This is a genomic window from Simiduia curdlanivorans, assembly GCF_030409605.1.
In the GTDB taxonomy this organism is placed as follows: Bacteria; Pseudomonadota; Gammaproteobacteria; order Pseudomonadales; family Cellvibrionaceae; genus Simiduia; species Simiduia curdlanivorans.
Map to the genome: position 1 here is coordinate 2,024,216 of NZ_JAUFQG010000004.1, position 20,368 is coordinate 2,044,583.

Below are 20,368 nucleotides of genomic sequence, written 5' to 3' on the forward strand. Positions count from 1 at the left end.
ATGGGTGAGATAAGTCTGTTCTAGTGCAGCAACGGCATAGGGCAATCTAGCCCATCGGCGATGACTCTTAGTAGCTCGTACTCTGCGATATCAATGACGCCATCTGTTTGTATTGACAGCATCAGCGCCTTGAGTAGCCGAGGTTTTTGCAGTGGTTTTAGTCGATTGAGTGTGGACAGTGATTTATCTAGCGTAGAAAAAGCTGCTTGTGCACCTAATTCGCGGGCCTCCATGTTGAGCGATGTTAGCGCATTGTTGTATGCCTTTTGCTGCGAGCTAGTCGAACTCTGCTGCGCCACAAGCGTTAAAATCTGGTCAATCTCTACATCACAGTCGGCGATATCGAGTGGCTTTCCTTGGGATTTTTTTCGCGTAAATAAGTAGTTTTGTAGAATGCGAAAAACACACCACTCGGCCAAGCTTAAATGGTTGTCGGCTTTAATTAATCCGATAATAACACCTCTAAATTGCGTTAGCTGTGGTTCAGAAAGTGCTTTTAACGAAGGCAGGCAAAGATCTATAACTGGTAGCCTTTGAGCGATGGGCAATGCCGCCACGGCGCCTAGGTAATGTTTGTAGAGGTTGAAAATGGGCTTGGGGGCGTGAATGCCGATGTAGGATTCTTGCTCGAGTTTTGCGGCCTCGGTAAACAGTAAACCATAAATAATCGCCATGGCACTAGCGGGGTTGTGGCAGGCCTCTCGAATGTTCGCATCAATGCTATCGAGAAGCTGACCGGCTGCGGCTATTGAGGTCTCGCTGGGGCTGCCTATTTCAGCGCTAATGTTTTGAGCAGATAAATGCTGGCCTTGGCTAGTTGATGCATGGGCAGGGTTTTGCTGTGTTTCTGATCTTGTTGTAGATGTTGAAGCTGTAGCGGCGAAGCCTGAAAAATTTGCACTTTGCTCAGTGTTTTGACTTGCTTGGGTGTTGCTGTTTAATTCTAGGTCGGCAGACTTTTGCGATAAAAAAGCACCTTTCCATCGGGGATCGATACGACGAATTCTGTCATCGAGCGGTGGGTGGGTGGAATACCAACCACTGGCCCAGTTGCGCAGCCCATTGGCAAAATAAAAATGGCTATATTCACTGGCGTTTTCCGCCTCAATACTCGATGACGCAGGGTAGCCACCGATACGCTGTAGCGCTTCGCTAATGCCCAATGGGTTTCGAGTGAATTGAACGGCAGACGCATCGGCCAAGTATTCCCGCTGCCGGCTAACCGCCGACTTAATCAAGTTGCCACAAAAAGTACCGGCAAAGCCGATGATTATCAGGCCCAAACCAAATAGCGCAATGCCGCCGCCGTTTTTGCGCGAGTGTCGACCCGAGCGCAGCAGCATGTGGCCGATTAGGCCTATTAATAAAATGCCGTGAAGAATACCAACTAAGCGCAAATTTAATCGCATGTCGCCGTGTAATATATGGCTATATTCATGCGCAATAACACCTTGTAATTGTTCTCTGTTTAATTGCTCAAGGCAGCCGCGCGTGACGCCGATGACCGCATCCTTTGGCTGATAGCCGGCGGCGAAGGCATTAATGCCGGTTTCGTCCAGCAGGTACACGGGCGGAACGGGTACACCGGCGGCAATGGCCATTTCCTCGACGATATTGAGCAGGCGTTTTTCCTTAAGATCGCAGTCCGCTGTGTTGAGCAACCGCCCGTTTAAGGATTCCGCCACCACCGCACCGCCTTGGCGCAGCTGGCTGATGCGGTAAAGGCTGCCGAGTAAGACAACCGCGAGAACGACGAAGGCAACACTGAGCAATAAATGCCAGTCCAGCAGGCTAAAGAAATTCTGCCAAAAGTTTTGTTGCGCGGTGCTGGGTAGTGCTGCGCCTTGGGAGTAGTGCAGCAGCAGGGCGACGAAGAGGGTGGTGATAATGATAAGCGCAAGTACGGCGAGAGCCAGAAGCAGTATGAGTTTTTTCGTTTGGCTCTTGGCCTGGTCTTGATGTTCAAAAAAATTCATTGCATGGGTTTCCCGATGGCGTGCGCCTGAGTGTTTTACCGCCAATATCCGAAGGCTAGAGGGCTATTCACCGGCTAGGGTTTGTTGTTATCTGTTGCTGCAATGCTGGGTGATAAGTTGCGAGACGCCGGTTGGGCGTCTCGCGACGTTCCTTAAAAGGCGATTTTTGGCGCTTCCTGAATAGCGGCGCTGTCGGCAAACTCGAGTAAAGTCGCATCTTTGCTGTGGCCAAATAAACTCGCGAAAAATACGGGCGGGAAGCTTTGTTTGTAACTGTTGTAAGCGGTAACCGCGTCGTTGAAGGCTTGGCGAGCGAAAGACACTTTATTCTCGGTTGAGGTTAACTCTTCCGAGAGCTGCATCATGTTTTGATTGGCTTTCAGGTCTGGGTAGGCTTCAACAACCACATTCAGCTTGCCAAGTGCTTGACTGAGCATGCCCTCTGCCTGATTTAACTTGGCTACACTGGCGGCGTCGCCAACTTGCCCCGCCATTTCCTTCAGCCCAGATAGCGCTTGATTACGGGCGGCAATCACGGCCTCTAGGGTTTCGCGCTCGTGCTTGATGTAGCCCTTAGCCGTTTCCACCAAGTTAGGGATCAGGTCATAGCGGCGTTTTAGTTGTACCTCTATTTGCGCAAATGCATTTTCAAATCGATTCTTTAGGGCAACCAATTGGTTAAAAATACCCACGACATAGAAAATAAATAGCGCAAGAATAACCAGTGTAACAATGGCAGATGTGCCCATAGTGAGTCCTCCATGATTGGAAGGCCATGTTAGCACGGCTGTTGCTTCTTGCTAAAGTGGCTGCGCTTAGTTGTGGTTTGGGCCCGATCAAGCGTCAGTTTGGCTTGAATAGGTGGGTTTATCGATTGAGGCCTAGGCTCTGGTATAATCCGACAGTTGGAAATTTTTAGAGGCGATAACAATTGCCCAGTTTGTGCGGATTGAAGGCCATTAGGCGCGCTCGGAATGAGCACACAACCGTGAGGAATGAGAGATGAATGATGTAAATGTAAGCGACCCGATTGTGATTGTGGGGATTGCTCGAACGCCAATGGGTGGCATGCAAGGAGCCCTAAGCAGTGTGAGCGCTCCGGAATTAGGTGCTAGCGCCATTAAAGGCGCCTTAGTCGATGCTGGCGTGGCTGCTGCGGATGTGGATGAAGTATTGATGGGCTGTGTCTTGCCCGCCGGCCTAGGGCAGGCGCCCGCGCGGCAGGCCGCGTTGAAGGCCGGCTTGCCGATTGGCGTACCTTGTACCACGGTGAATAAGGTCTGCGGTTCGGGCATGAAAACCGTCATGATGGCCGCCGATGCGTTGCGTGCGGGAAACATTGAGGTCGCTGTTGCTGGCGGTATGGAAAGCATGTCCAATGCGCCTTATCTGTTGGCTAAGGCGCGTGCCGGCTATCGTTTAGGCCATGGTGAATTGCTAGACCATATGTTCCTAGACGGTTTACAAGATGCCTATGAAGGCGGCCTGATGGGCAATTTTGCCGAAGTCTGTGCCAGCAAGTACAGCTTTAGCCGCGAGCAGCAAGATGCCTATGCCATAGAGTCGTTGGCGCGAGCCAATCGGGCCATTGCCGAAGGTCGTTTTGAGCGAGAGATTGTCCCGGTGGCCTTTTCGACGCGCAAGGGCGAAGAAACCGTCTCGGTGGATGAACAGCCCGGCAATGCACGGCCTGAAAAAATTCCGCAACTGAAGCCAGCGTTTAAAAAAGACGGCACGGTGACGGCCGCCAATGCCAGTTCAATTTCCGATGGTGCAGCCGCGCTGGTGTTAATGCGCGCGTCCACCGCGACGCAAAAAGGTTTGCAGCCGTTGGCGGTGATAAAGGGTTATAGCCAGTTTGCCCACGAGCCGGAGTGGTTTACCACCGCGCCCGTTACCGCCATGAAAAAGCTGCTCGATCAAGTTCAGTGGTCGGCGCAAGATGTGGATCTTTTTGAAATTAACGAGGCCTTCGCCGTGGTTGCCATGGCGGCGATGAGCGAACTTAATTTGTCGCACGAAAAGGTTAACATTAATGGCGGCGCCTGCGCTTTGGGGCACCCATTGGGAACGTCGGGCGCTCGGATCATCGTGACTTTATTGGCGGCACTTGAGCAGCAAGGTAAGCACAAAGGTGTGGCGAGCTTGTGTATCGGCGGTGGCGAGGCAACGGCGATTGCGATTGAGCGCTTGTAAATTGCTTTGTTACATTGACTAAATTTCGTCATTTGTAAGTGAAAAAAGGGCAGCCAATTGGCTGCCCTTTTTAATTTACGCGCTTTAATCGCAGTTTTTAATCGATGTATTCAACCACTTTCACAACTTTCTGTACGCCACCTGTAGTCCTAGCAATCTCTGCGGCGCGGTTCGCCTCTTTGCGGGTTAACAGGCCCATCAGGTAAACCACACCCGACTCGGTGACAATCTTGACCCGGCCGCTGTCGAGATTCATATCCGCCATCATTTTGGTTTTTACTTTTGAGGTTAACCAAGTGTCGCTCGTAGACGTTAATACGGACGAGTTACCTTGAATGGCGAGTTCGTTGTGAACTTCGCGTACTCGGTTTACTTTTCGCGTTTCTTCGCCGGCCAGTGCTTTCATGTCTGTTGCTTGAACTTGGCCAGTTAATAGCACTATGCCGTTGAAACTCGTAACAGAGATGTTGGCATTTTCGAGCAAGGGCGATGCCTTGCGTAAATTGACAAGGGTCGCAATTTCGATTTTTTCATCGTCAAGAGCCGCGCCAAGGCTGCGCTGCTTAGGGTCCTGTGCTATCGGTGTTTCAGATGCGGCGCCGACAATGTGGCTGCAGCCAGAGATGAACAATACGGAAGTCATTAACGTGGTGAGCAGTAGGGCGAAACGCATTAGGCGTAACCTCCAAAAAGTTGACGGTCAATTAGATCACACAGACAGAAAATGCTGAGTAAATGTACCTCATGTACCCGGGCAATAGATTCTGACGGCACCCGCAGTTCGATATCGTGGGCGTCTAAAACGGCGGCAATATCGGCGCTATTTTGCCCACTCAATACGATGATTTGCATGTTTTTATCGCGCGCAGCACTGATGGCTTGCACCAGAATACTGCTGTTACCGCTGCTGGCAAATACTACCAATATGTCACCGGCGTTGCCTAGCGCGCGGATTTGTTTTGCGTAAATTTCATTGTAATTGTGTTCGTTGGCTATCGCGCTGTTTACTGTGGCGTCAACGCCAATACTTATGGCCGGCAAGCTGGGCCGCTCTTGTTCGAACCGATTTACCAAAGATGCCGTGAGTAGTTGCGCATTGCTCGTACCTATGCCATTGCCACACACTAACAGCTTGCGCTCTTGCAGCAAGGCGTTGACGATGAGTTGGCTGGCGTCGGCAATCAATGGTGCAAATTGCTCGCCGGCGTTCATGGTTGCTTCAATGCTTTCGTGAAACAGTTGTATTACGCGCTGTTCCATAATGATTGGGGACCTATATTACACAGTTAGTTAGGTTTCGCACCTTCTTATTCGAAGGCCGCCTGTATCCATTCAGGCGTTTCTGATAAGCCGTTGTAGGCGATGACGTCGAAGCGGCAGGCCATTTGCGCGAGCTTTGGGTGTTCTTGTAAAAAGTGTTGCGCCGCTAATTTAAGCTTTTTTTGTTTTGCCAAGGTCACCGATTCTAAGGGGCTGGCAAACAGCCTATTGCTGCGCAGCCGAACCTCGACAAAAACTGTGCAGCGCTGGTGCTGCATAATCAAATCCAGCTCGCCGCCTTTACAGCGAAAATTTTTCCCGATCGGCCTTAAGCCTTGCGCGATGAGAAACTGTTCCGCCAATTGCTCAGCTTCGGCGCCAGTATTCATTCGTTTATCGTGTCGCTCGGGTTGATACTGACAAGTACGGGCATTGGCTTCGCAATGCCGCTTTTGATCTGTGCCCACATCTGCTCTCGCTCGATCTGACCGTTGCCGAGCAGCTGTAAATTACCCGTGGCGCCGAACAGCCGCGCGCTGGGTATTTCTTGCAGTTGCCTTAGCCTTGGGTAGAGATGAAAGGCGTCTACACCCATGGCGTATAAGCGATTAAAGGCCGGATCTTTGGAAAATCTTTCAATGGCTTTTTTCTCCTCACTTTGCGAGTCGAATACCCATGGCAAGGTGCTAAAGCGAATGCCATTGAGATCGCTATCGAGTTTCGCGTCGGCCTCCCCTGTGTAGATGTGGCTGGTGGCAAAAACCGGGATGTTGCTGGCTTGGTGGAATTTTAACGTTGGCTTTACTTGCCGAGCTTGGTTGGGCAGCGCGGTTAAGAAAATCATGTCGACGTCTTGGCGGCGCCTTGGTTCAAACTCCATGGAGCGGCCAAGAATATTTCTGATATTGTTGGCGCGGCTTTGGCTCTTATCAATCAGTAGCCCGCGCTGAATAACTTTCGAGTAGTCGGCTTTGCCGGTGAATTTTGTGTAATCCACGACCGTGCCGCCCAAACTATTCCACTCGCTGATAAACGCCACGGCGCTGCGGTCGGCCCAGCTTGCGTCTACCGCAATCACCATGGCCAGCCGGTGCCCTTCTAACCAAGCGCGACGAGCCGCTTGCCGCGCTTCGTCCTCCGCCGATAAACCAAATTGGATTAATTGCCGCGGCGGCATGAGCTGCCCAGGCTGCTCGACGCGGTTGAGCGCCAAGGTGGCCACTGGCAATTCGGGTAGAAGTGCCAGCTCAGCCACTTTATCCTTGTCGAGCGGGCCAATAATCATCTGGGCACCGGCATCAACTGCGCGTTGGTAATGGCTGGAAATATCGCCAACGTTGGTGTCGTACAGGGTGATGGTCGCGCTTGGGCTACCGGCTTGCAGGGATTGATAGTAGGCGGCGAAAAAGCCGTCGCGAATAGCACGGCCAGCACGGCCGAGTTTACCGCTAACGGGCAAGAGTAGCGCGATGTTTGACGGTTTCTCGGCAATGAGCTTTTGCAGTAACTGGAGGTCGTTTGGCAATCGGCTTGCGGCTGGGTGGCCGGGCCAGCGCATCATCCAGTCGTCGACGCCGCTTAATTGCGACTCTAATTGATGTTGATTGTGCTTGCTCAGCGCGGCCAGTTCGTACCAGCCTTTGGGTTCGAGTTCCCGGGTTTCCATCGCAAAGGCATGCAAATTTTGCCAGGGTTGCTCCATCAGGGTTTGCCATAGGGCTTCTTGGTTAGCCGCCTTGAGTTCTGGATCTAGGCTGGCGTGGTCGAGGGCAAGATATTCGGTCACGGCGAGTTCGGTTTCGCCCAGTTTTTGCAGCAGCTTGGCGCGCCGGCTGCGAATGTCCACGTAGACCTCTTTGGGCATCAACTCCCATTGCGCTACGAGCTTAGGGTTCATCAGCACTAAGCGAGCAATAAAATTGGCGTCTTGCTCGAGGGTGATGTCGCTATAGATTTGGGTATAGCTCCACAGGTCTGCGGGCGCGAGTGTATCGGCATCGATGGAACCAAGCAGGTTCCTTGCCCAGTCTTTGTCGCCTAGGTCGTAAAGGTAGGTTGCCGATTTGATCAATAACCGCTCTTTTTCTGGCGATTGCGCGGTTCGGGCTGCCAGCAATAGGGTTTGCACGGCTTCTTGCGTTACTTGTACCGTCGGTTCGGCGCTGTCTACGTCGGCTTTCTTAACCGGCGCCGAGCAGGCCGCCAATAGTAACACGGCGGCGATGCTCGCCAGTGTTAGGCCGTTAACACGCGGGTTCTGAGGGTTGCTTTGTATCATGGTATGATCCGGTCTCTTACCTTTACCTTTCATTGCACAAGCGTCGATTCATGACTGAACCTACTTTATATGTTGTTGCAACGCCTATCGGCAATTTGGGCGATATGGTACCGCGAGCGGTGGAAACTCTTCAAACGGTCCAGTTAATTGCTGCTGAGGATACACGTCACAGCGCTAAGCTGCTGGAACATTTTCACATCAAAACACCTTTGCTGGCCTACCACGATCACAGCGACAGCAAGCGCACCCAGTATTTGATCGAGAAATTACGCGCGGGTGAGAGTATTGCCTTGATATCTGATGCCGGCACCCCGCTGGTGTCTGACCCAGGCTATCAGTTGGTTGCCGCCGCGCAAGCCGCTGGTGTGCGGGTTGTGCCAATTCCCGGTGCCTGTGCCTTGATTGCGGCGCTGGCGGCCTCTGGTTTGGCGTCGGATAGATTCAGTTTCGAGGGCTTCTTACCGGCCAAGCAGGTAGCTCGGCAAAAGCGCTTGGCTGAGCTGGTGGGCAATACCGGCACCACGATTTTCTATGAGGCGCCGCACCGCATCCTTGAATCTTTGCAAGATGTCGTTGCCGTTTTTGGCGCCGAAAGGCCGGTGGTGGTGGCGCGCGAGTTAACCAAAACCTTCGAGACGTTTTTAACCGGCAGCGCGGCGGACGTGCTGGCACAGGTGGCAGCCGATTCAAATCAACAGCGCGGCGAAATTGTCTTATTAGTACAGGGCGCACCTAAGCCGGACGCCGCCGCGCTAGATTCGGAGGCCACTCGGATCATGGCACTGTTGGCCGCTGAATTGCCGCCCAAAAAAGCCAGCGCGCTCGCCGAGAACATTACCGGTGTGAAAAAAAAGCAACTGTACCAGTGGTATGTGGATCAAAAGTAAGTAATTACGCATAAATTTTTATGTACAGAAAGCGTTGTTTAATTAAAATTTAAGTGGATGTTTTAGGGCGCATATCAGCGCAGTAAATATATCCGTCGCGCCTAAAAAGGATGTTGTATGGCAAAATCGACGAGAAGTAAAAATCGGCTTTTTTATTCCGCTGCCGATGAAGTAGAACACGCAAAATACCCCGATGACGTCTTGTGCGGCAACCCTCAGTTGTGCTCCTCGGCCTATCGTTTGGCCTATACCGATCAAGATTTCATGTTGAGCGAAGAGCTTCGGCCGGTGCGTTTGATGTTGGAGCTTAGCAAACCCGAGGCGGTGTTACAGGCCTTGGGTGTTAATCAAACGGTGGTGATTTTCGGTAGCGCTCGAACGCCCGATCTCGAGACAGCGCAGAATCTTGTCGAACAGCTAACCGAGCAAGGTTGCCGCGATCAACAATTGCTTGCAAAGGCGCAAGTGAATTTACGCAATGCCCGTTTTTATGAGCAGGCCAGAGAGTTAGCAAGCTTGATAGCGCGCGAGTCACCAGCCAGTGCCAGCGGTGAGTTGCATGTTATTACCGGCGGTGGGCCAGGGGTGATGGAAGGCGCTAACAGGGGAGCATCTGAAGCTCAGGCTAAGTCGGTTGGTTTAAATATTGTATTGCCGCACGAGCAGTACCCGAACCCCTATATTTCACCGGAGCTGTGCTTCCGGTTTCACTACTTTGCCATGCGCAAAATGCATTTTTTGATGCGCGCCAAAGCGCTGGTGGTATTTCCCGGCGGTTTCGGTACCTTGGATGAGTTATTCGAGGCGCTAACTTTGGTGCAAACCGACAAAATTAAGCCGCTGCCTATTTTAATCTTTGGTCGAGAATTTTGGTCGCGGTTACTTAATTTTGAGGTGTTGGTGCAGGAGGGCATGATAAGCCCTGACGATGTTAACTTATTTCAGTTTGTTGATACGCCGGAGCAGGCCTGGCAGATTATTCAAGCCAGTTTGGCTCAGTTGTAGCCACGCATAAAAAACGGGAAGCTAGGCTTCCCGTTTTTTATGCGAGCGTGGTGTTAAAAACGCATGGTACCTTGAAGGGCGATGCTGCGGGGTCTTTCGTAGAAGCTGTAATAGGCGGTGCCGGTGCCACCGGTTAATGTGGTAGAAACGGGCAATTGATTACCGAAGGTAGCGATAGATTCATCGGTTAAGTTTTTGCCCACCAGTGCGACATCCCACATACCATCCTGAGAGCCAACCGCTAAGCGTAGGTTTAACTTGGCGTAGGCATCTTGTTTAAGGTTTGGGTCAAGGGTGGGTGAGGTGTAGTAAGCATCGCTAAAATTTACATCGCCGGTTATGCGCCACTCTAAATTATCACCCATGGGCTGACTGTAATCAGCTGACACGGTGCCCTGAAACTCGGGAGCGAACTCGCGTGACTCTCCTTTTAAGTCACACAGGCCTGGGTTGGTTGCGCTGTTTGAGGTTTGCCCAAAATAGCATTGGCTGTTGGGGAACTCGTCGTAGACAAAATCTAAATATCCAATGGAACCGCTAAGTGTTAGCCCCGTAGCGACCAGCCAGCGGCCATCGAGTTCTACACCTTGGGTAGTCGCCTCGCCGGCGTTGGTGACGTTGAAACCGAGAACACCATCGAACTGACTGGTTTGCATGTCGGTAATTTGGGTACGAAATGCGGCAATGTTAAGTTCTGCAGCGCCATCGGCGAGGGTCATTTTGCTGCCAATTTCAAAGCTCTTGGCTTGTTCTTCTTCGTATTCAAATACGCCAACCAAGTCTTCTGCCCCTCGGGTTGCGTTTACAACTGCAGGGTCTGGGTGAGCGTTTGAGCGAACATCGAAGCCTCCGGATTTAAAGCCTTCTGTGTATGTTGCGTAAAGCATTATGTCGTCTGTGATATCCCACTGTAATGTAATTAACGGTGTGAATTTACCTTCGGAGCGGTTATCGGCGATTGGTTGATATGGCTCTATTTTAAATAAGCCGTACAAAATATTGTAATAGTTTGGTGGTAGTGGAGTTCCTGTAGGCTGTTCCATGCCTCCAGCCACGTGATATTGGCGGCGTGTTGCATCTTTATCTTCGGTTGTGTAGCGACCGCCAGCGGTCAGCCGCCAGTCATCAGAAATATTCCACGTCACTTGGGCGAAAGCAGCCCAAAGTTCGGAGTCTTGTGTGAAGTCCCTTTGTGATGATGTGTTCGCTAAAAGTGGAGCGATCGCTTGCAATGAAGGTGGACTGCTTGGGCCAGCTAACGCAATGGGCAGAAGGCTGTTGCTTGGAATCCGAATGGCGTCGTCAAATGTCATTTCACTACTTTGATAAAAAAGGCCTCCAATATAATCTACAGTTTCACCGCCTGGTGAGGCTATACGGATTTCTTGGCTAAATTGTTTGAAATCCTCTCTGCTGTCTGCAGTGAAAATGGTTGCACCCGTAAAATCGCAATCGCAGTCTTCTTCGTAATCGTAAGCGTTGTAGCCTGATATAGCGGTTAAAGTATGCTCTCCAAGAGCATAGTCGATTGTTAACGTGGCATTTTCCGTGTTGTTATTGGAGTAGTCACCGTTAGACTGTCTTTTAAAGTCCTGCTCAGTGTCTAGGGCGTATTGACCGCCTATTAGAACTGAAAGAATTGCAGCGTAGGGTGTGCCGCCTGGTAGCTCGGTAGCGTTTATAGGCTCTAAGTTTCGCCCTTTGGTATCAAAAGAACCGGTCTCGAGCTTCAGGTTAACGGTTAGATCCTCTGAGGCATCCCATTTCAATTGACCGCGAATAACCTGCTCTTTATCGCCTGATTCATCACGGTCGAGCGTGGTGTTTTCGTAGTAACCATCCATGTCGCGCCCCATAAGGGATAAGCGGCCGGATAGCGTGTCGGTTAACGGCCCTGAGAGCACAACCCGCAAGTCCTTTTCACCGTGGCTAGGCTCATAGAGAGCAGTAACCTGACCTTCAAACTCTTCGGTGGGTTTGGCCGTTACCATGCTGATGGCGCCACCGATGGAGTTTTTACCGAATAAAATACTTTGCGGGCCGCGCAAGACTTCTACCCGTTCGAGATCCATAAAGGGTGCGCGCGCCAGCTGTGCGCGTCCGTAATAGACGCCATCCACATACTGGCCCACGGATTGTTCGAAACCTTGGTTAATACCCGAGCTGATACCGCGGATGGCAATAATAGTGCCGATACCTGTTTGGTTCATGGTCAGGTTGGGTACGTAGGCGGTCATGCCTTCGAGGTTGGTGATGCCAGCCTCCTCCATTTTTGCGCCCGAGACGGCGTTGACTGAAATCGGGACATCCTGCAGGCGCTCGACCCGCTTTTGTGCGGTAACGACGACTTCCTCGAGGACAAGGTCTTGTGCCGTCGCGGCGCTCGCAATGACCGCGCTAATAGCTAGGGGTAGAAAATTTTTGAGTGGTTTGATCATGCTGCTCTCCGGCGTTTTTTATATTATTTGAATGGTGTTTCAAGCATGTGCAGTTGGAGTATGCCGCTGGCGTTTGGGTTTGCCTATAGCATTGCGTCCAATTTACCCATTAAAAGATAGACTAAACCGGCGAAGTTGGTACATAGGCTGAAATTAGCAGTTGAATTGAGGTGCCAGCTTGATTATTGTGAGCGCGAGCCAGCTAGACAGTCGCTCCCGCAAGGGGGAGGAAAGTCCGGGCTCCACAGGGTAGAGTGCCAGGTAACGCCTGGGAGGCGCGAGCCTACGGAAAGTGCAACAGAAAATAAACCGCCTAAGCGCGCAAGCGCCGGTAAGGTTGAAATGGTGCGGTAAGAGCGCACCGCGCAGCTGGTAACAGTCTGTGGCTAGGTAAACCCCACTCGGAGCAAGATCAAATAGGCCTTCTATAGTGCGACCCGTGCTGAAGGCGGGTAGATTGCTTGAGGCAGATGGTGACATCTGTCCCAGATGAATGACTGTCCACGACAGAACCCGGCTTACCGGCTGGCTCAACGCTTTATTTGAGTGCTTGCGTCCTCAGGGCGCAAGCAGCTCATACTCTTTAGTTATATTCCTCATGTTTCTTAATACGAAAGGGTTGCACACTTAAAGTGATACATTAAGTGTTGCTGCTATCTCTCTGATTTTTAAAAGTTAAACCCTCCTGCAGTCTGTTGTTTGGTTGCATCTTCGTAACCTTTCCCTGCATTTTTCGCGACTTTACGGCCTAGTTCACGTCACTTTGCTTGACTTTAAAGTGCGCGGATTTATAGTGTGTGAATGTGGGAAAAAGTGGATAAAAGTGGAATTTAGTGGTTTGAAACGACTCTTAGGTGGGAAATAGTGTTTCTCGGCAGCCATACCATCAGCATGGACGCGAAAGGGCGTCTGGCGATTCCAGCGCGTATTCGCGAAACGCTGGTAGAAGTGTGTGGCGGTCGATTGGTGGTTACTGCTCACACCGAAGAGCGCTGTTTGTTGGTTTATCCCGAACCTCAGTGGTTAGAAATTCTGCCCAAAATTGAAGCTTTGCCCAGCTTTAACAAGATTGCGCGTCGCACACAGCGACTGTTGATCGGTTATGCCACGCCACTCGATGTCGACGCCAATGGCCGGGTGTTGCTGCCACCCACCCTGCGCGAGTATGCGCAGCTCGACAAGAAATTGATGTTGGTTGGGCAGGGTAAAAAATTAGAGCTTTGGAGCGAAGAAGGTTGGCAAAACTGGTTGGACGCCGATGCCGATGGCGGCGAGATGCCAGACGAAATGCAATCTTTATCCCTATAGCGAATGAATATGAAAAAGACCGCACATTACACCGTCTTGTTAAATGAAGCGGTAGAGGCGCTTGTTGGGCCTCTCGATGGTCTTTATATGGACGGCACCTTTGGCCGCGGTGGTCACAGCCGTCTGATATTGGAGCGCTTGGCGCCAACCGGCAAATTGATTGGGGTTGATAAAGACCCTCAGGCTATCGCTGAAGGCGAGGCCTTGGCGCAAATCGATACTCGATTTTCGATTAAGCACGGCAGCTTTGCTGATTTGTTGACCTGGGTGGAGCCAGCCAGCGTCGATGGTGTTCTGCTCGATCTGGGCGTGTCGTCTCCTCAGTTGGATCAAGCAGAGCGCGGTTTTAGTTTTATGCAGGATGGCCCGCTGGATATGCGCATGGATACGACGCGAGGCTTGAGTGCTGCAGATTGGATTGCCAGCGCGGATGCAGAAGAAATTGCGTTCGTGCTGAAAGAATTCGGCGAGGAGCGTTTTGCCAAGCGCATTGCCAACGCGATAGTGCGCGAGCAGGCGCTTGAGCCCATTGTAACCACTGGGCGTTTGTCAAAAATTGTTACCGAGGCCAACCCTGCGTGGGAAAAGCATAAGCACCCCGCAACGCGAGCCTTTCAAGGTATTCGAATTTTCATTAACAGCGAGCTGAAAGATTTAGAACAGGTTTTGACCGCTGCCCTTACGGCATTAAAGGTTGGCGGCCATTTGGTAGTGATTAGTTTTCATTCGCTAGAGGATCGACTGGTTAAGCGTTTCATTCGCGATCAGGAGCGTGGGCAGCAGTTGCCCAAAGGTTTGCCGGTTATGGATAGCCAGCTAAACAAAACAATGAAGAGCCTAGGCAAAGCCGTGAAAGCGGGCGCTGCCGAATTGGCCGAAAATCAGCGCTCACGAAGCGCTGTAATGCGTTGTGCGAAAAAATTAGCCTAGTTGTTGATTCGATTTATCGATTTAACAGCGCAGCAAAATAACAGACACGACAATAATTATTTGCTAACACAAAAAAACAGGGAAATTGGGTGCAAAATCCGATTGCAGTGAAAGACCAACCTAAGGCAGCCTTGGTACTCATAACAGTACTATTGTGGCTGCTTGTGGCTGCCTCTGCGCTATTGGTTGTGCGTTCAACACACGATGCCCGCATCGCTTTTTTTCAGCTTGAGTCTTTGCGTAGAGAGGCCGGTGAATTAGAAGTTCAGCGTGGTCAATACCTGCTTGAGCAGAGTACCTGGGCCGCCTACAGTCGGGTTGAAAAACTTGCGGTTGAAAAATTGCAGATGCGCCTACCCGATGCGGCATCGACCATCATGGTGCAACCATGAGTCGGGTTCAAAAACCATTTCAGCTGGCGCGCTGGCGCTTTGTTTTCGCTGTGGCCTTTCTGCTTGTGCTGGTGGTTGCCATCACCTGGCATTTGGCGCGCGTGCAGGTGTTGCCAGGCGAAGAAAAAGGTTTTGAATTTTTGCAGGGCCAAGGCGAAGCTCGCACCCTGCGGGAAGAGCGTATTGCCGCCTACCGGGGCGTTATTACCGATCGCAATGGCGAGCCTTTAGCCGTGAGTACGCCGGTCAAATCACTATGGGTAAATCCAAAATTATTACCAGCAGAAGATGTAGGGCGTCTGGCTGGTGCTTTGGGTGTGAGTAAAGCGAGTTTACAAAAGCGTTTAGCGGAAAATGCTAAACGCGAGTTTATGTATCTGAAGCGCCATCTGCCGCCTCAGGATGCCGATATCGTTTTGGCGCTGGGTATTGCCGGGGTGAGTTCTGAGCAAGAGTACCGCCGTTATTATCCAGCCGCTGAGGTTACCTCGCACATTGTTGGTTTTACCAATGTGGATGAACGGGGCCAAGAGGGCGTGGAGATGGCCTTCGATACTTGGTTGAGTGGTCAACAGGGTGTTAAGCAGGTGCTGCGAGATTTACGTGGCCGCAACATTAAAGAGGTCGGTTTGGTTCGCGCGGCAGAAGCGGGGAAAGATATTGCTTTGAGCATTGATTTGCGTTTGCAATATTTAGCCTATCGCGAACTTAAGGCTGCGGTTCAAGCGCATCAGGCCCGCGCCGGTTCGATCGTTGTGATCGATGTGCAAACCGGTGAAATTTTAGCGATGGCAAACCAACCCAGCTACAACCCAAATGACCGATCAAATCTAAAGCCCGCGGCCATGCGCAATCGCGCCATGACCGATCAGTTCGAGCCGGGATCGACGGTAAAGCCGTTAACCATCATGGCGGCACTTGAGGCTGGCAAGGTTCATCCCCACACCCCTATCGAGACATCGCCAGGCTACATTCGCGTGGGCAAGAAAACGTTACTCGACCCGGTAAATTACGGTTTGATTGATGTGACTAAGATCATTACAAAATCTTCCCAGGTGGGCTTAACCAAAGTCGCGCTAACGATGGAGCCAAAGCAGATACGCGATATGTATGTGCGCTTGGGCTTTGGTCAGGTTTCCAATACCGGTTTCCCTGGTGAAAGTGCTGGCCAGCTGCCCAATCACCAGCGCTGGCAGCCCATTGTGCAGGCCAACTACGCATTCGGATATGGCCTCACCGTGACTGCTCTGCAGCTGGCGCAAGCCTACGCAATTGTGGCTGGGGCGGGAATAAAGCACCCGGTGTCGCTATTAAAAAATGATACGCCACAGCAAGGCGAGCACATCGTTGACCACCGTTATACGGATCAGCTGATTAATATGTTGAAAACCGTAGTCGAGCCAGGCGGTACCGCTACACGGGCAAAGTTGGATAACTATACCGTTGCCGGCAAAACCGGTACTGCGCATAAAGTTGGCCCAAATGGTTATGAAGCTAGCCGCTATCGCTCGCTGTTTGCAGGCTTGGCGCCAGCTGATAATCCGCGCTTGGCAATTGTCGTCGTGGTCGATGAGCCGGGTGCCGGTAAGTATTTTGGCGGCGACGTAGCCGCGCCGGTATTTGCCCGAGTCACTGAAGGTGCGCTGCGTGCATTGCAGGTGCCGCCGGAGCCGGCGGTTACCCAACTGGTCAGTCGAGGAGGGCATCGTTGATGGGCGCTTTCTTACAGACCTTGCCATTGAAGTTATTGCTGCCTGAAATTCAGTTACCTGACGCCGTGGCCGAGCTGGTTATTTCGTCAATTACCTTAGATAGCCGAATGGCGACTGCAGGCAGTTTATTTTTCGCCGTTCAAGGTAGCCAAGCTAACGGCCAAGCCTTTATGGCGCAGGCATTTACTGCCGGCGCTCTGGTGGCTTTAACAGATGCTGAGGCAGGGGTTGTAACCTGTGAATTTGATCACGGCTGGATTATTGCCATTCCCAACCTAGCAGCAAACATAAGTGAGATTGCCGCGCGCTTTTACGGTTTACCGGGCCAAGAGTTAAAAGTTATCGGTGTCACGGGTACTAACGGCAAGACTACCTGCACGCAATTGTTGGGGCGCCTTTACCACGCGTTGGGCGAGCGTGTAGCGGTATTGGGCACGCTGGGTTATGGCGCTATAGGTAGTTCGCTAACGGATACTGGTATGACGACGCCAGATGCCGTGCAAACACAGAGAATTTTGCGCGACTTGCGTCAGCGCCATGTACGCCATTTGGCCATGGAGGTTTCTTCGCACGCGTTAGTGCAGCACCGTGTGACTGCTGTGCCGATGCAAACAGCCGTGTTTACTAACCTCACTCGCGATCACCTCGATTTTCATGGCGATATGGAAAGTTATGGCAATGCCAAGTTGAACCTATTCCGTCAGCTCGGCATCGTGCGCGGCGTGATCAACCTAGATGACCCTTTTGCCGTCACCATTCAAAACCAAATTACCAATATTCCGTTGATTACTTACGGCATTAAAAGCAGTGGTGCGGATGTGGTCGCGACTGAAGTGAATTACCACGATGCGGGTATTCAAGCGCTGATCAGTACACCTTGGGGCAAAGGTGAACTGCGTTCGCATTTGCTGGGTGAATTTAATCTTAGTAATTTACTGGCCGTTGTGGCCACCGCCTGTAGTGAAGGCTTCACGTTGGTCGAAGTGCTTGCCGCGGTGGCCACACTTGAACCTGTTCCCGGGCGCATGCAGCGCATTGATGTTAAAGCCGATGTGCAAGTTATCGTTGACTATGCTCATACCCCCGATGCATTGCGCGCGGTATTGAGTGCCGCTCGATTGCACTGCAAGGGCCGCTTGTGGTCGGTGTTTGGTTGCGGTGGTGATCGCGATTCGGGCAAACGAGCAGAGATGGCAAAAATATCGGCCGCTCTCGCCGATTGCAGTGTGGTTACTAGCGACAACCCGCGCACGGAAGATCCACAAGCAATTATTGAAAATATCCTAACCGGATTCAACCCGGGCGACACCTATTCGGCCAACCCAGATCGCAAGAGCGCTATTGGCCAAGTTATCGCTGAAGCGAAAACAAGTGACTTAATTGTGCTTGCCGGTAAAGGGCATGAAGATTATCAGATCATTGGTACAACTAAATATCCCTTTAGCGATATTGCCATAGCAAGAGCCGCGCTAGTGCAGCGAATGGGAGGTGGCACATGATTCGGCCGCTATCTCTTGGCGAACTAGAAAGAAAATTCGGCGGCGTTATTCTGGGTAATGCCAATGCTCAATTTAACAGTGTGTCTACCGACAGCCGTACCGTTGGTGCTGGCGAGCTATTTGTTGCCCTGATTGGCGATAAGTTTGATGGCCACGATTATGTGAGTGTTGTGCAGCAAAGTAATCCTGCAGCATGTGTTGTATCGAAGGCGTGGGCTGACATAAATAAGTCTGAATTAGGTTCGGGTAACTATTGGTGTGTGGACGACACGACCCTTGCATTGGGCCACATAGCTGTTCTTGCGCGCGAAGCCTTCGCGGGGCCTTTAATCGCGATCACGGGTAGTTGCGGCAAGACAACCGTTAAAGAAATGTTGCTATCTATAGCGAGTGCAGCTTTCGGAGAAAGCGCCGTACTGGCCACGCAGGGTAACTTCAACAACCATATCGGCGTGCCCAAAACGTTGTTTCGATTATTGCCCCAGCATCAATTTGCAATTATCGAAATGGGCGCCAGCGGGCCGGATGAAATAGCCTACCTTACACGCCTCGCCTCTCCATCTGTGGCCGTGGTGAATAACGTTATGCCTGCCCACGTCGAGGGCTTTGGCAGCGTTGAAGGAGTGGCACAAACGAAATCTGCGATCTATCAAGGCTTGGGTCAAGACGGCGTAGCCATTATTAATCTCGATGACAGCTTTGCCGGTATGTTTGTCGCACAAAATCAGTCGAGGCGTAGGGTTTCGGTTGCGATCAATCAGCTAGGTGCGGATTTACGTGCGGATAATATAACGCTACTGCCAGAGCAGTCAGTGTTCGACCTTTATGTTGATGGTAAACCTTTTCATGTCGCCTTGCCGGTGGCCGGCTTGCACAACGTGCGCAACGCCCTCGTTGCCGCTGCCTGTGCATTCGCGGCTGGAATAAGTGTTGAGCACCTATTGCAAGGGTTGAGCACATTTTCTGCGGTTAAAGGCCGTATGAATATCTCCAAGCCCTCGAGTGCGGTCACGTTAATTGATGATACCTATAACGCTAATCCCGGCTCGGTGAAGGCGGCTATTGATGCCTTGGTGCCGTTCGAAGGCGCGCGTTGGCTAGTTCTCGGTGACATGGGAGAGTTAGGTCGCGACGAGATACTGCATCATCAAGAGGTGGGTGAATATGCCAAAGCTGCGCAACTGAGTGGCTTGGTTTCCGTCGGTAAGCTGAGCCAATATGCCGCCGAAAGATTTGATTCAAATAATGCATTTGATTCGCAGCAAGAGGTTGTAACCTTTTTAAAGGATTTGATCGATAGCCAAGCAGGCCACATAACTATTTTAATTAAAGGGTCGAGAAGTGCGCGGATGGAATTGATCGTGCAGGCCATCACTGCCCTAGTGAGGACAAACTAATGTTGCTTTGGTTAGCGGATTATTTACAGCAGTACATGAATGCCTTTGGGGTTTTTCAATATCTTTCGGTTCGAGCCATTTTAGGTGTGTTAACCGCCCTTGGAATCTCGCTTTTGGTGGGGCCGTGGATGATTCGACGGCTAAATTATCTGCAGATTGGGCAGTCGGTCAGAAGCGATGGGCCGCAATCGCATTTAAGCAAATCCGGTACGCCCACCATGGGTGGCACTTTGATTTTGGCCGCCATTTTTACCAGCGCCTTGTTATGGTCAGATTTAAATAACCGATTTGTTTGGGTAGTGCTTGCCGTGACCTTTATTTTTGGCGCTGTTGGTTGGGTTGACGATTACCGTAAAGTTGTAGAGTCAAATTCAAAAGGCTTGCCAGCGAAGTGGAAATACTTCTGGCAATCAGTAGGTGGTATTGGCGCAGCAGTATTTTTGTATGTCACGGCTGTTGCGCCGGCAGAAACACAGTTGTTTATTCCGTTTTTTAAAGATGTCGCCATCTCTATGGGGCCGCTGTTCATTGTATTGACGTATTTTGTCATCGTAGGCTCGAGTAATGCTGTCAATTTGACCGATGGATTAGATGGCCTAGCGATTATGCCCTCGGTGATGGTGGGCGGCGCCTTAGGTATTATCGCCTACCTTGTTGGTCACGTTGAGTTCGCAAATTATCTGCACATCGGCTATGTGCCAGGTGCTGGTGAGCTTGTGGTGTTTTGCGGTGCGCTCGCCGGTGCAGGTCTAGGCTTTTTGTGGTTCAACACCTACCCAGCGCAAGTGTTTATGGGTGATGTTGGGGCTCTCGCTTTAGGTGCAGCCCTCGGTGTTATCGCCGTCATCATTCGCCATGAAATCGTATTTTTTATCATGGGCGGTGTATTCGTGATGGAGACCGTTTCGGTAATTTTGCAGGTGGGTTCCTTTAAATTGACCGGTCGTCGTATTTTCAGGATGGCACCCTTGCATCACCATTTTGAATTGAAGGGCTGGCCCGAACCGAGAGTCATCGTAAGGTTCTGGATTATAACGGTTATGTTGGTCTTGATTGGCCTGGCCACACTCAAGTTACGTTGATCCATAGC

At 51.3% G+C, this 20,368-nt stretch carries 17 protein-coding genes and 1 other RNA gene; 11 read left to right on the forward strand and 7 right to left on the reverse strand.

The window, feature by feature from the left end; all coding sequences use genetic code 11:
• Nucleotides 1-20: 20 nt before the first annotated feature.
• Both QWY82_RS09045 and QWY82_RS09050 read right to left on the reverse strand, forming a co-directional pair.
• Nucleotides 21-1,976, reverse strand: coding sequence for a M48 family metallopeptidase (locus tag QWY82_RS09045; protein ID WP_290261552.1), 1,956 nt, complete (start codon nucleotides 1,974-1,976; stop codon nucleotides 21-23).
• Nucleotides 1,977-2,128: 152 nt separating this feature from the next.
• A complete protein-coding gene (locus QWY82_RS09050; RefSeq protein ID WP_290261554.1) occupies nucleotides 2,129-2,725 on the reverse strand; it encodes a LemA family protein in 597 nt (198 codons plus the stop codon).
• Nucleotides 2,726-2,978: 253 nt separating this feature from the next.
• On the opposite strand from QWY82_RS09050, the gene QWY82_RS09055 reads away from it, so the two are divergent.
• On the forward strand, nucleotides 2,979-4,172 hold the full coding sequence (locus tag QWY82_RS09055; protein ID WP_290261555.1) for an acetyl-CoA C-acyltransferase: 1,194 nt from the start codon (nucleotides 2,979-2,981) through the stop codon (nucleotides 4,170-4,172).
• Between the two features lie 97 nt (nucleotides 4,173-4,269).
• Here QWY82_RS09055 and QWY82_RS09060 read toward each other — a convergent pair whose 3' ends face one another.
• From QWY82_RS09060 to QWY82_RS09075, 4 genes are read right to left on the reverse strand one after another with little or no spacing between them, the layout of a single operon-like run.
• Nucleotides 4,270-4,845 carry a BON domain-containing protein gene (locus QWY82_RS09060; protein WP_290261556.1) on the reverse strand — a complete coding sequence of 192 codons (576 nt, stop codon included), beginning with the start codon at nucleotides 4,843-4,845 and terminating at the stop codon, nucleotides 4,270-4,272.
• Complete coding sequence (locus QWY82_RS09065; protein ID WP_380736268.1) at nucleotides 4,845-5,432, reverse strand: SIS domain-containing protein; 588 nt, start codon at nucleotides 5,430-5,432, stop codon at nucleotides 4,845-4,847. Before QWY82_RS09065 ends, QWY82_RS09060 begins: the two co-directional genes overlap by 1 nt.
• 47 nt (nucleotides 5,433-5,479) lie before the next feature.
• On the reverse strand, nucleotides 5,480-5,821 hold the full coding sequence (locus tag QWY82_RS09070; protein WP_290261559.1) for a YraN family protein: 342 nt from the start codon (nucleotides 5,819-5,821) through the stop codon (nucleotides 5,480-5,482).
• Nucleotides 5,818-7,710 carry a penicillin-binding protein activator gene (locus tag QWY82_RS09075; protein ID WP_290261560.1) on the reverse strand — a complete coding sequence of 631 codons (1,893 nt, stop codon included), beginning with the start codon at nucleotides 7,708-7,710 and terminating at the stop codon, nucleotides 5,818-5,820. Before QWY82_RS09075 ends, QWY82_RS09070 begins: the two co-directional genes overlap by 4 nt.
• 50 nt (nucleotides 7,711-7,760) lie before the next feature.
• Between QWY82_RS09075 and rsmI the strand changes: the two genes are divergently transcribed.
• Together rsmI and QWY82_RS09085 are read left to right on the forward strand one after the other, a co-directional pair.
• Nucleotides 7,761-8,597, forward strand: a complete 837-nt coding sequence (gene rsmI / locus QWY82_RS09080; protein WP_290261561.1) for a 16S rRNA (cytidine(1402)-2'-O)-methyltransferase — start codon at nucleotides 7,761-7,763, stop codon at nucleotides 8,595-8,597.
• Between the two features lie 117 nt (nucleotides 8,598-8,714).
• Complete coding sequence (locus QWY82_RS09085) at nucleotides 8,715-9,602, forward strand: LOG family protein (protein WP_290261562.1); 888 nt, start codon at nucleotides 8,715-8,717, stop codon at nucleotides 9,600-9,602.
• 53 nt (nucleotides 9,603-9,655) lie between these two features.
• Here QWY82_RS09085 and QWY82_RS09090 read toward each other — a convergent pair whose 3' ends face one another.
• Nucleotides 9,656-12,040, reverse strand: a complete 2,385-nt coding sequence (locus QWY82_RS09090) for a TonB-dependent receptor (RefSeq protein WP_290261564.1) — start codon at nucleotides 12,038-12,040, stop codon at nucleotides 9,656-9,658.
• 194 nt (nucleotides 12,041-12,234) lie between these two features.
• On the opposite strand from QWY82_RS09090, the gene rnpB reads away from it, so the two are divergent.
• The 8 genes from rnpB (at nucleotide 12,235) to mraY (ending at nucleotide 20,360) form a co-directional block, all read left to right on the forward strand.
• Nucleotides 12,235-12,577, forward strand: an RNA gene (gene rnpB, locus QWY82_RS09095) — RNase P RNA component class A.
• Nucleotides 12,578-12,904: 327 nt separating this feature from the next.
• Nucleotides 12,905-13,348, forward strand: coding sequence for a division/cell wall cluster transcriptional repressor MraZ (mraZ, locus tag QWY82_RS09100; RefSeq protein ID WP_290261566.1), 444 nt, complete (start codon nucleotides 12,905-12,907; stop codon nucleotides 13,346-13,348).
• Between the two features lie 9 nt (nucleotides 13,349-13,357).
• A complete protein-coding gene (gene rsmH / locus QWY82_RS09105) occupies nucleotides 13,358-14,278 on the forward strand; it encodes a 16S rRNA (cytosine(1402)-N(4))-methyltransferase RsmH (RefSeq protein ID WP_290261568.1) in 921 nt (306 codons plus the stop codon).
• Nucleotides 14,279-14,367: 89 nt separating this feature from the next.
• On the forward strand, nucleotides 14,368-14,670 hold the full coding sequence (ftsL, locus tag QWY82_RS09110) for a cell division protein FtsL (protein ID WP_290261569.1): 303 nt from the start codon (nucleotides 14,368-14,370) through the stop codon (nucleotides 14,668-14,670).
• Nucleotides 14,667-16,382 carry a peptidoglycan D,D-transpeptidase FtsI family protein gene (locus tag QWY82_RS09115; RefSeq protein WP_290261571.1) on the forward strand — a complete coding sequence of 572 codons (1,716 nt, stop codon included), beginning with the start codon at nucleotides 14,667-14,669 and terminating at the stop codon, nucleotides 16,380-16,382. Before ftsL ends, QWY82_RS09115 begins: the two co-directional genes overlap by 4 nt.
• Nucleotides 16,382-17,881 (forward strand): UDP-N-acetylmuramoyl-L-alanyl-D-glutamate--2,6-diaminopimelate ligase, encoded by a 1,500-nt coding sequence (locus tag QWY82_RS09120; RefSeq protein ID WP_290261572.1) that lies wholly within the window; start codon nucleotides 16,382-16,384, stop codon nucleotides 17,879-17,881. The genes QWY82_RS09115 and QWY82_RS09120 overlap by 1 nt, the downstream gene beginning before the upstream one ends.
• Nucleotides 17,878-19,278 carry a UDP-N-acetylmuramoyl-tripeptide--D-alanyl-D-alanine ligase gene (locus QWY82_RS09125; RefSeq protein WP_290261573.1) on the forward strand — a complete coding sequence of 467 codons (1,401 nt, stop codon included), beginning with the start codon at nucleotides 17,878-17,880 and terminating at the stop codon, nucleotides 19,276-19,278. The genes QWY82_RS09120 and QWY82_RS09125 overlap by 4 nt, the downstream gene beginning before the upstream one ends.
• Nucleotides 19,278-20,360: a phospho-N-acetylmuramoyl-pentapeptide-transferase gene (gene mraY, locus QWY82_RS09130; protein ID WP_290261574.1), complete on the forward strand. Its 1,083-nt coding sequence runs from the start codon at nucleotides 19,278-19,280 to the stop codon at nucleotides 20,358-20,360. Before QWY82_RS09125 ends, mraY begins: the two co-directional genes overlap by 1 nt.
• The last annotated feature ends 8 nt before the right edge of the window (nucleotides 20,361-20,368 follow it).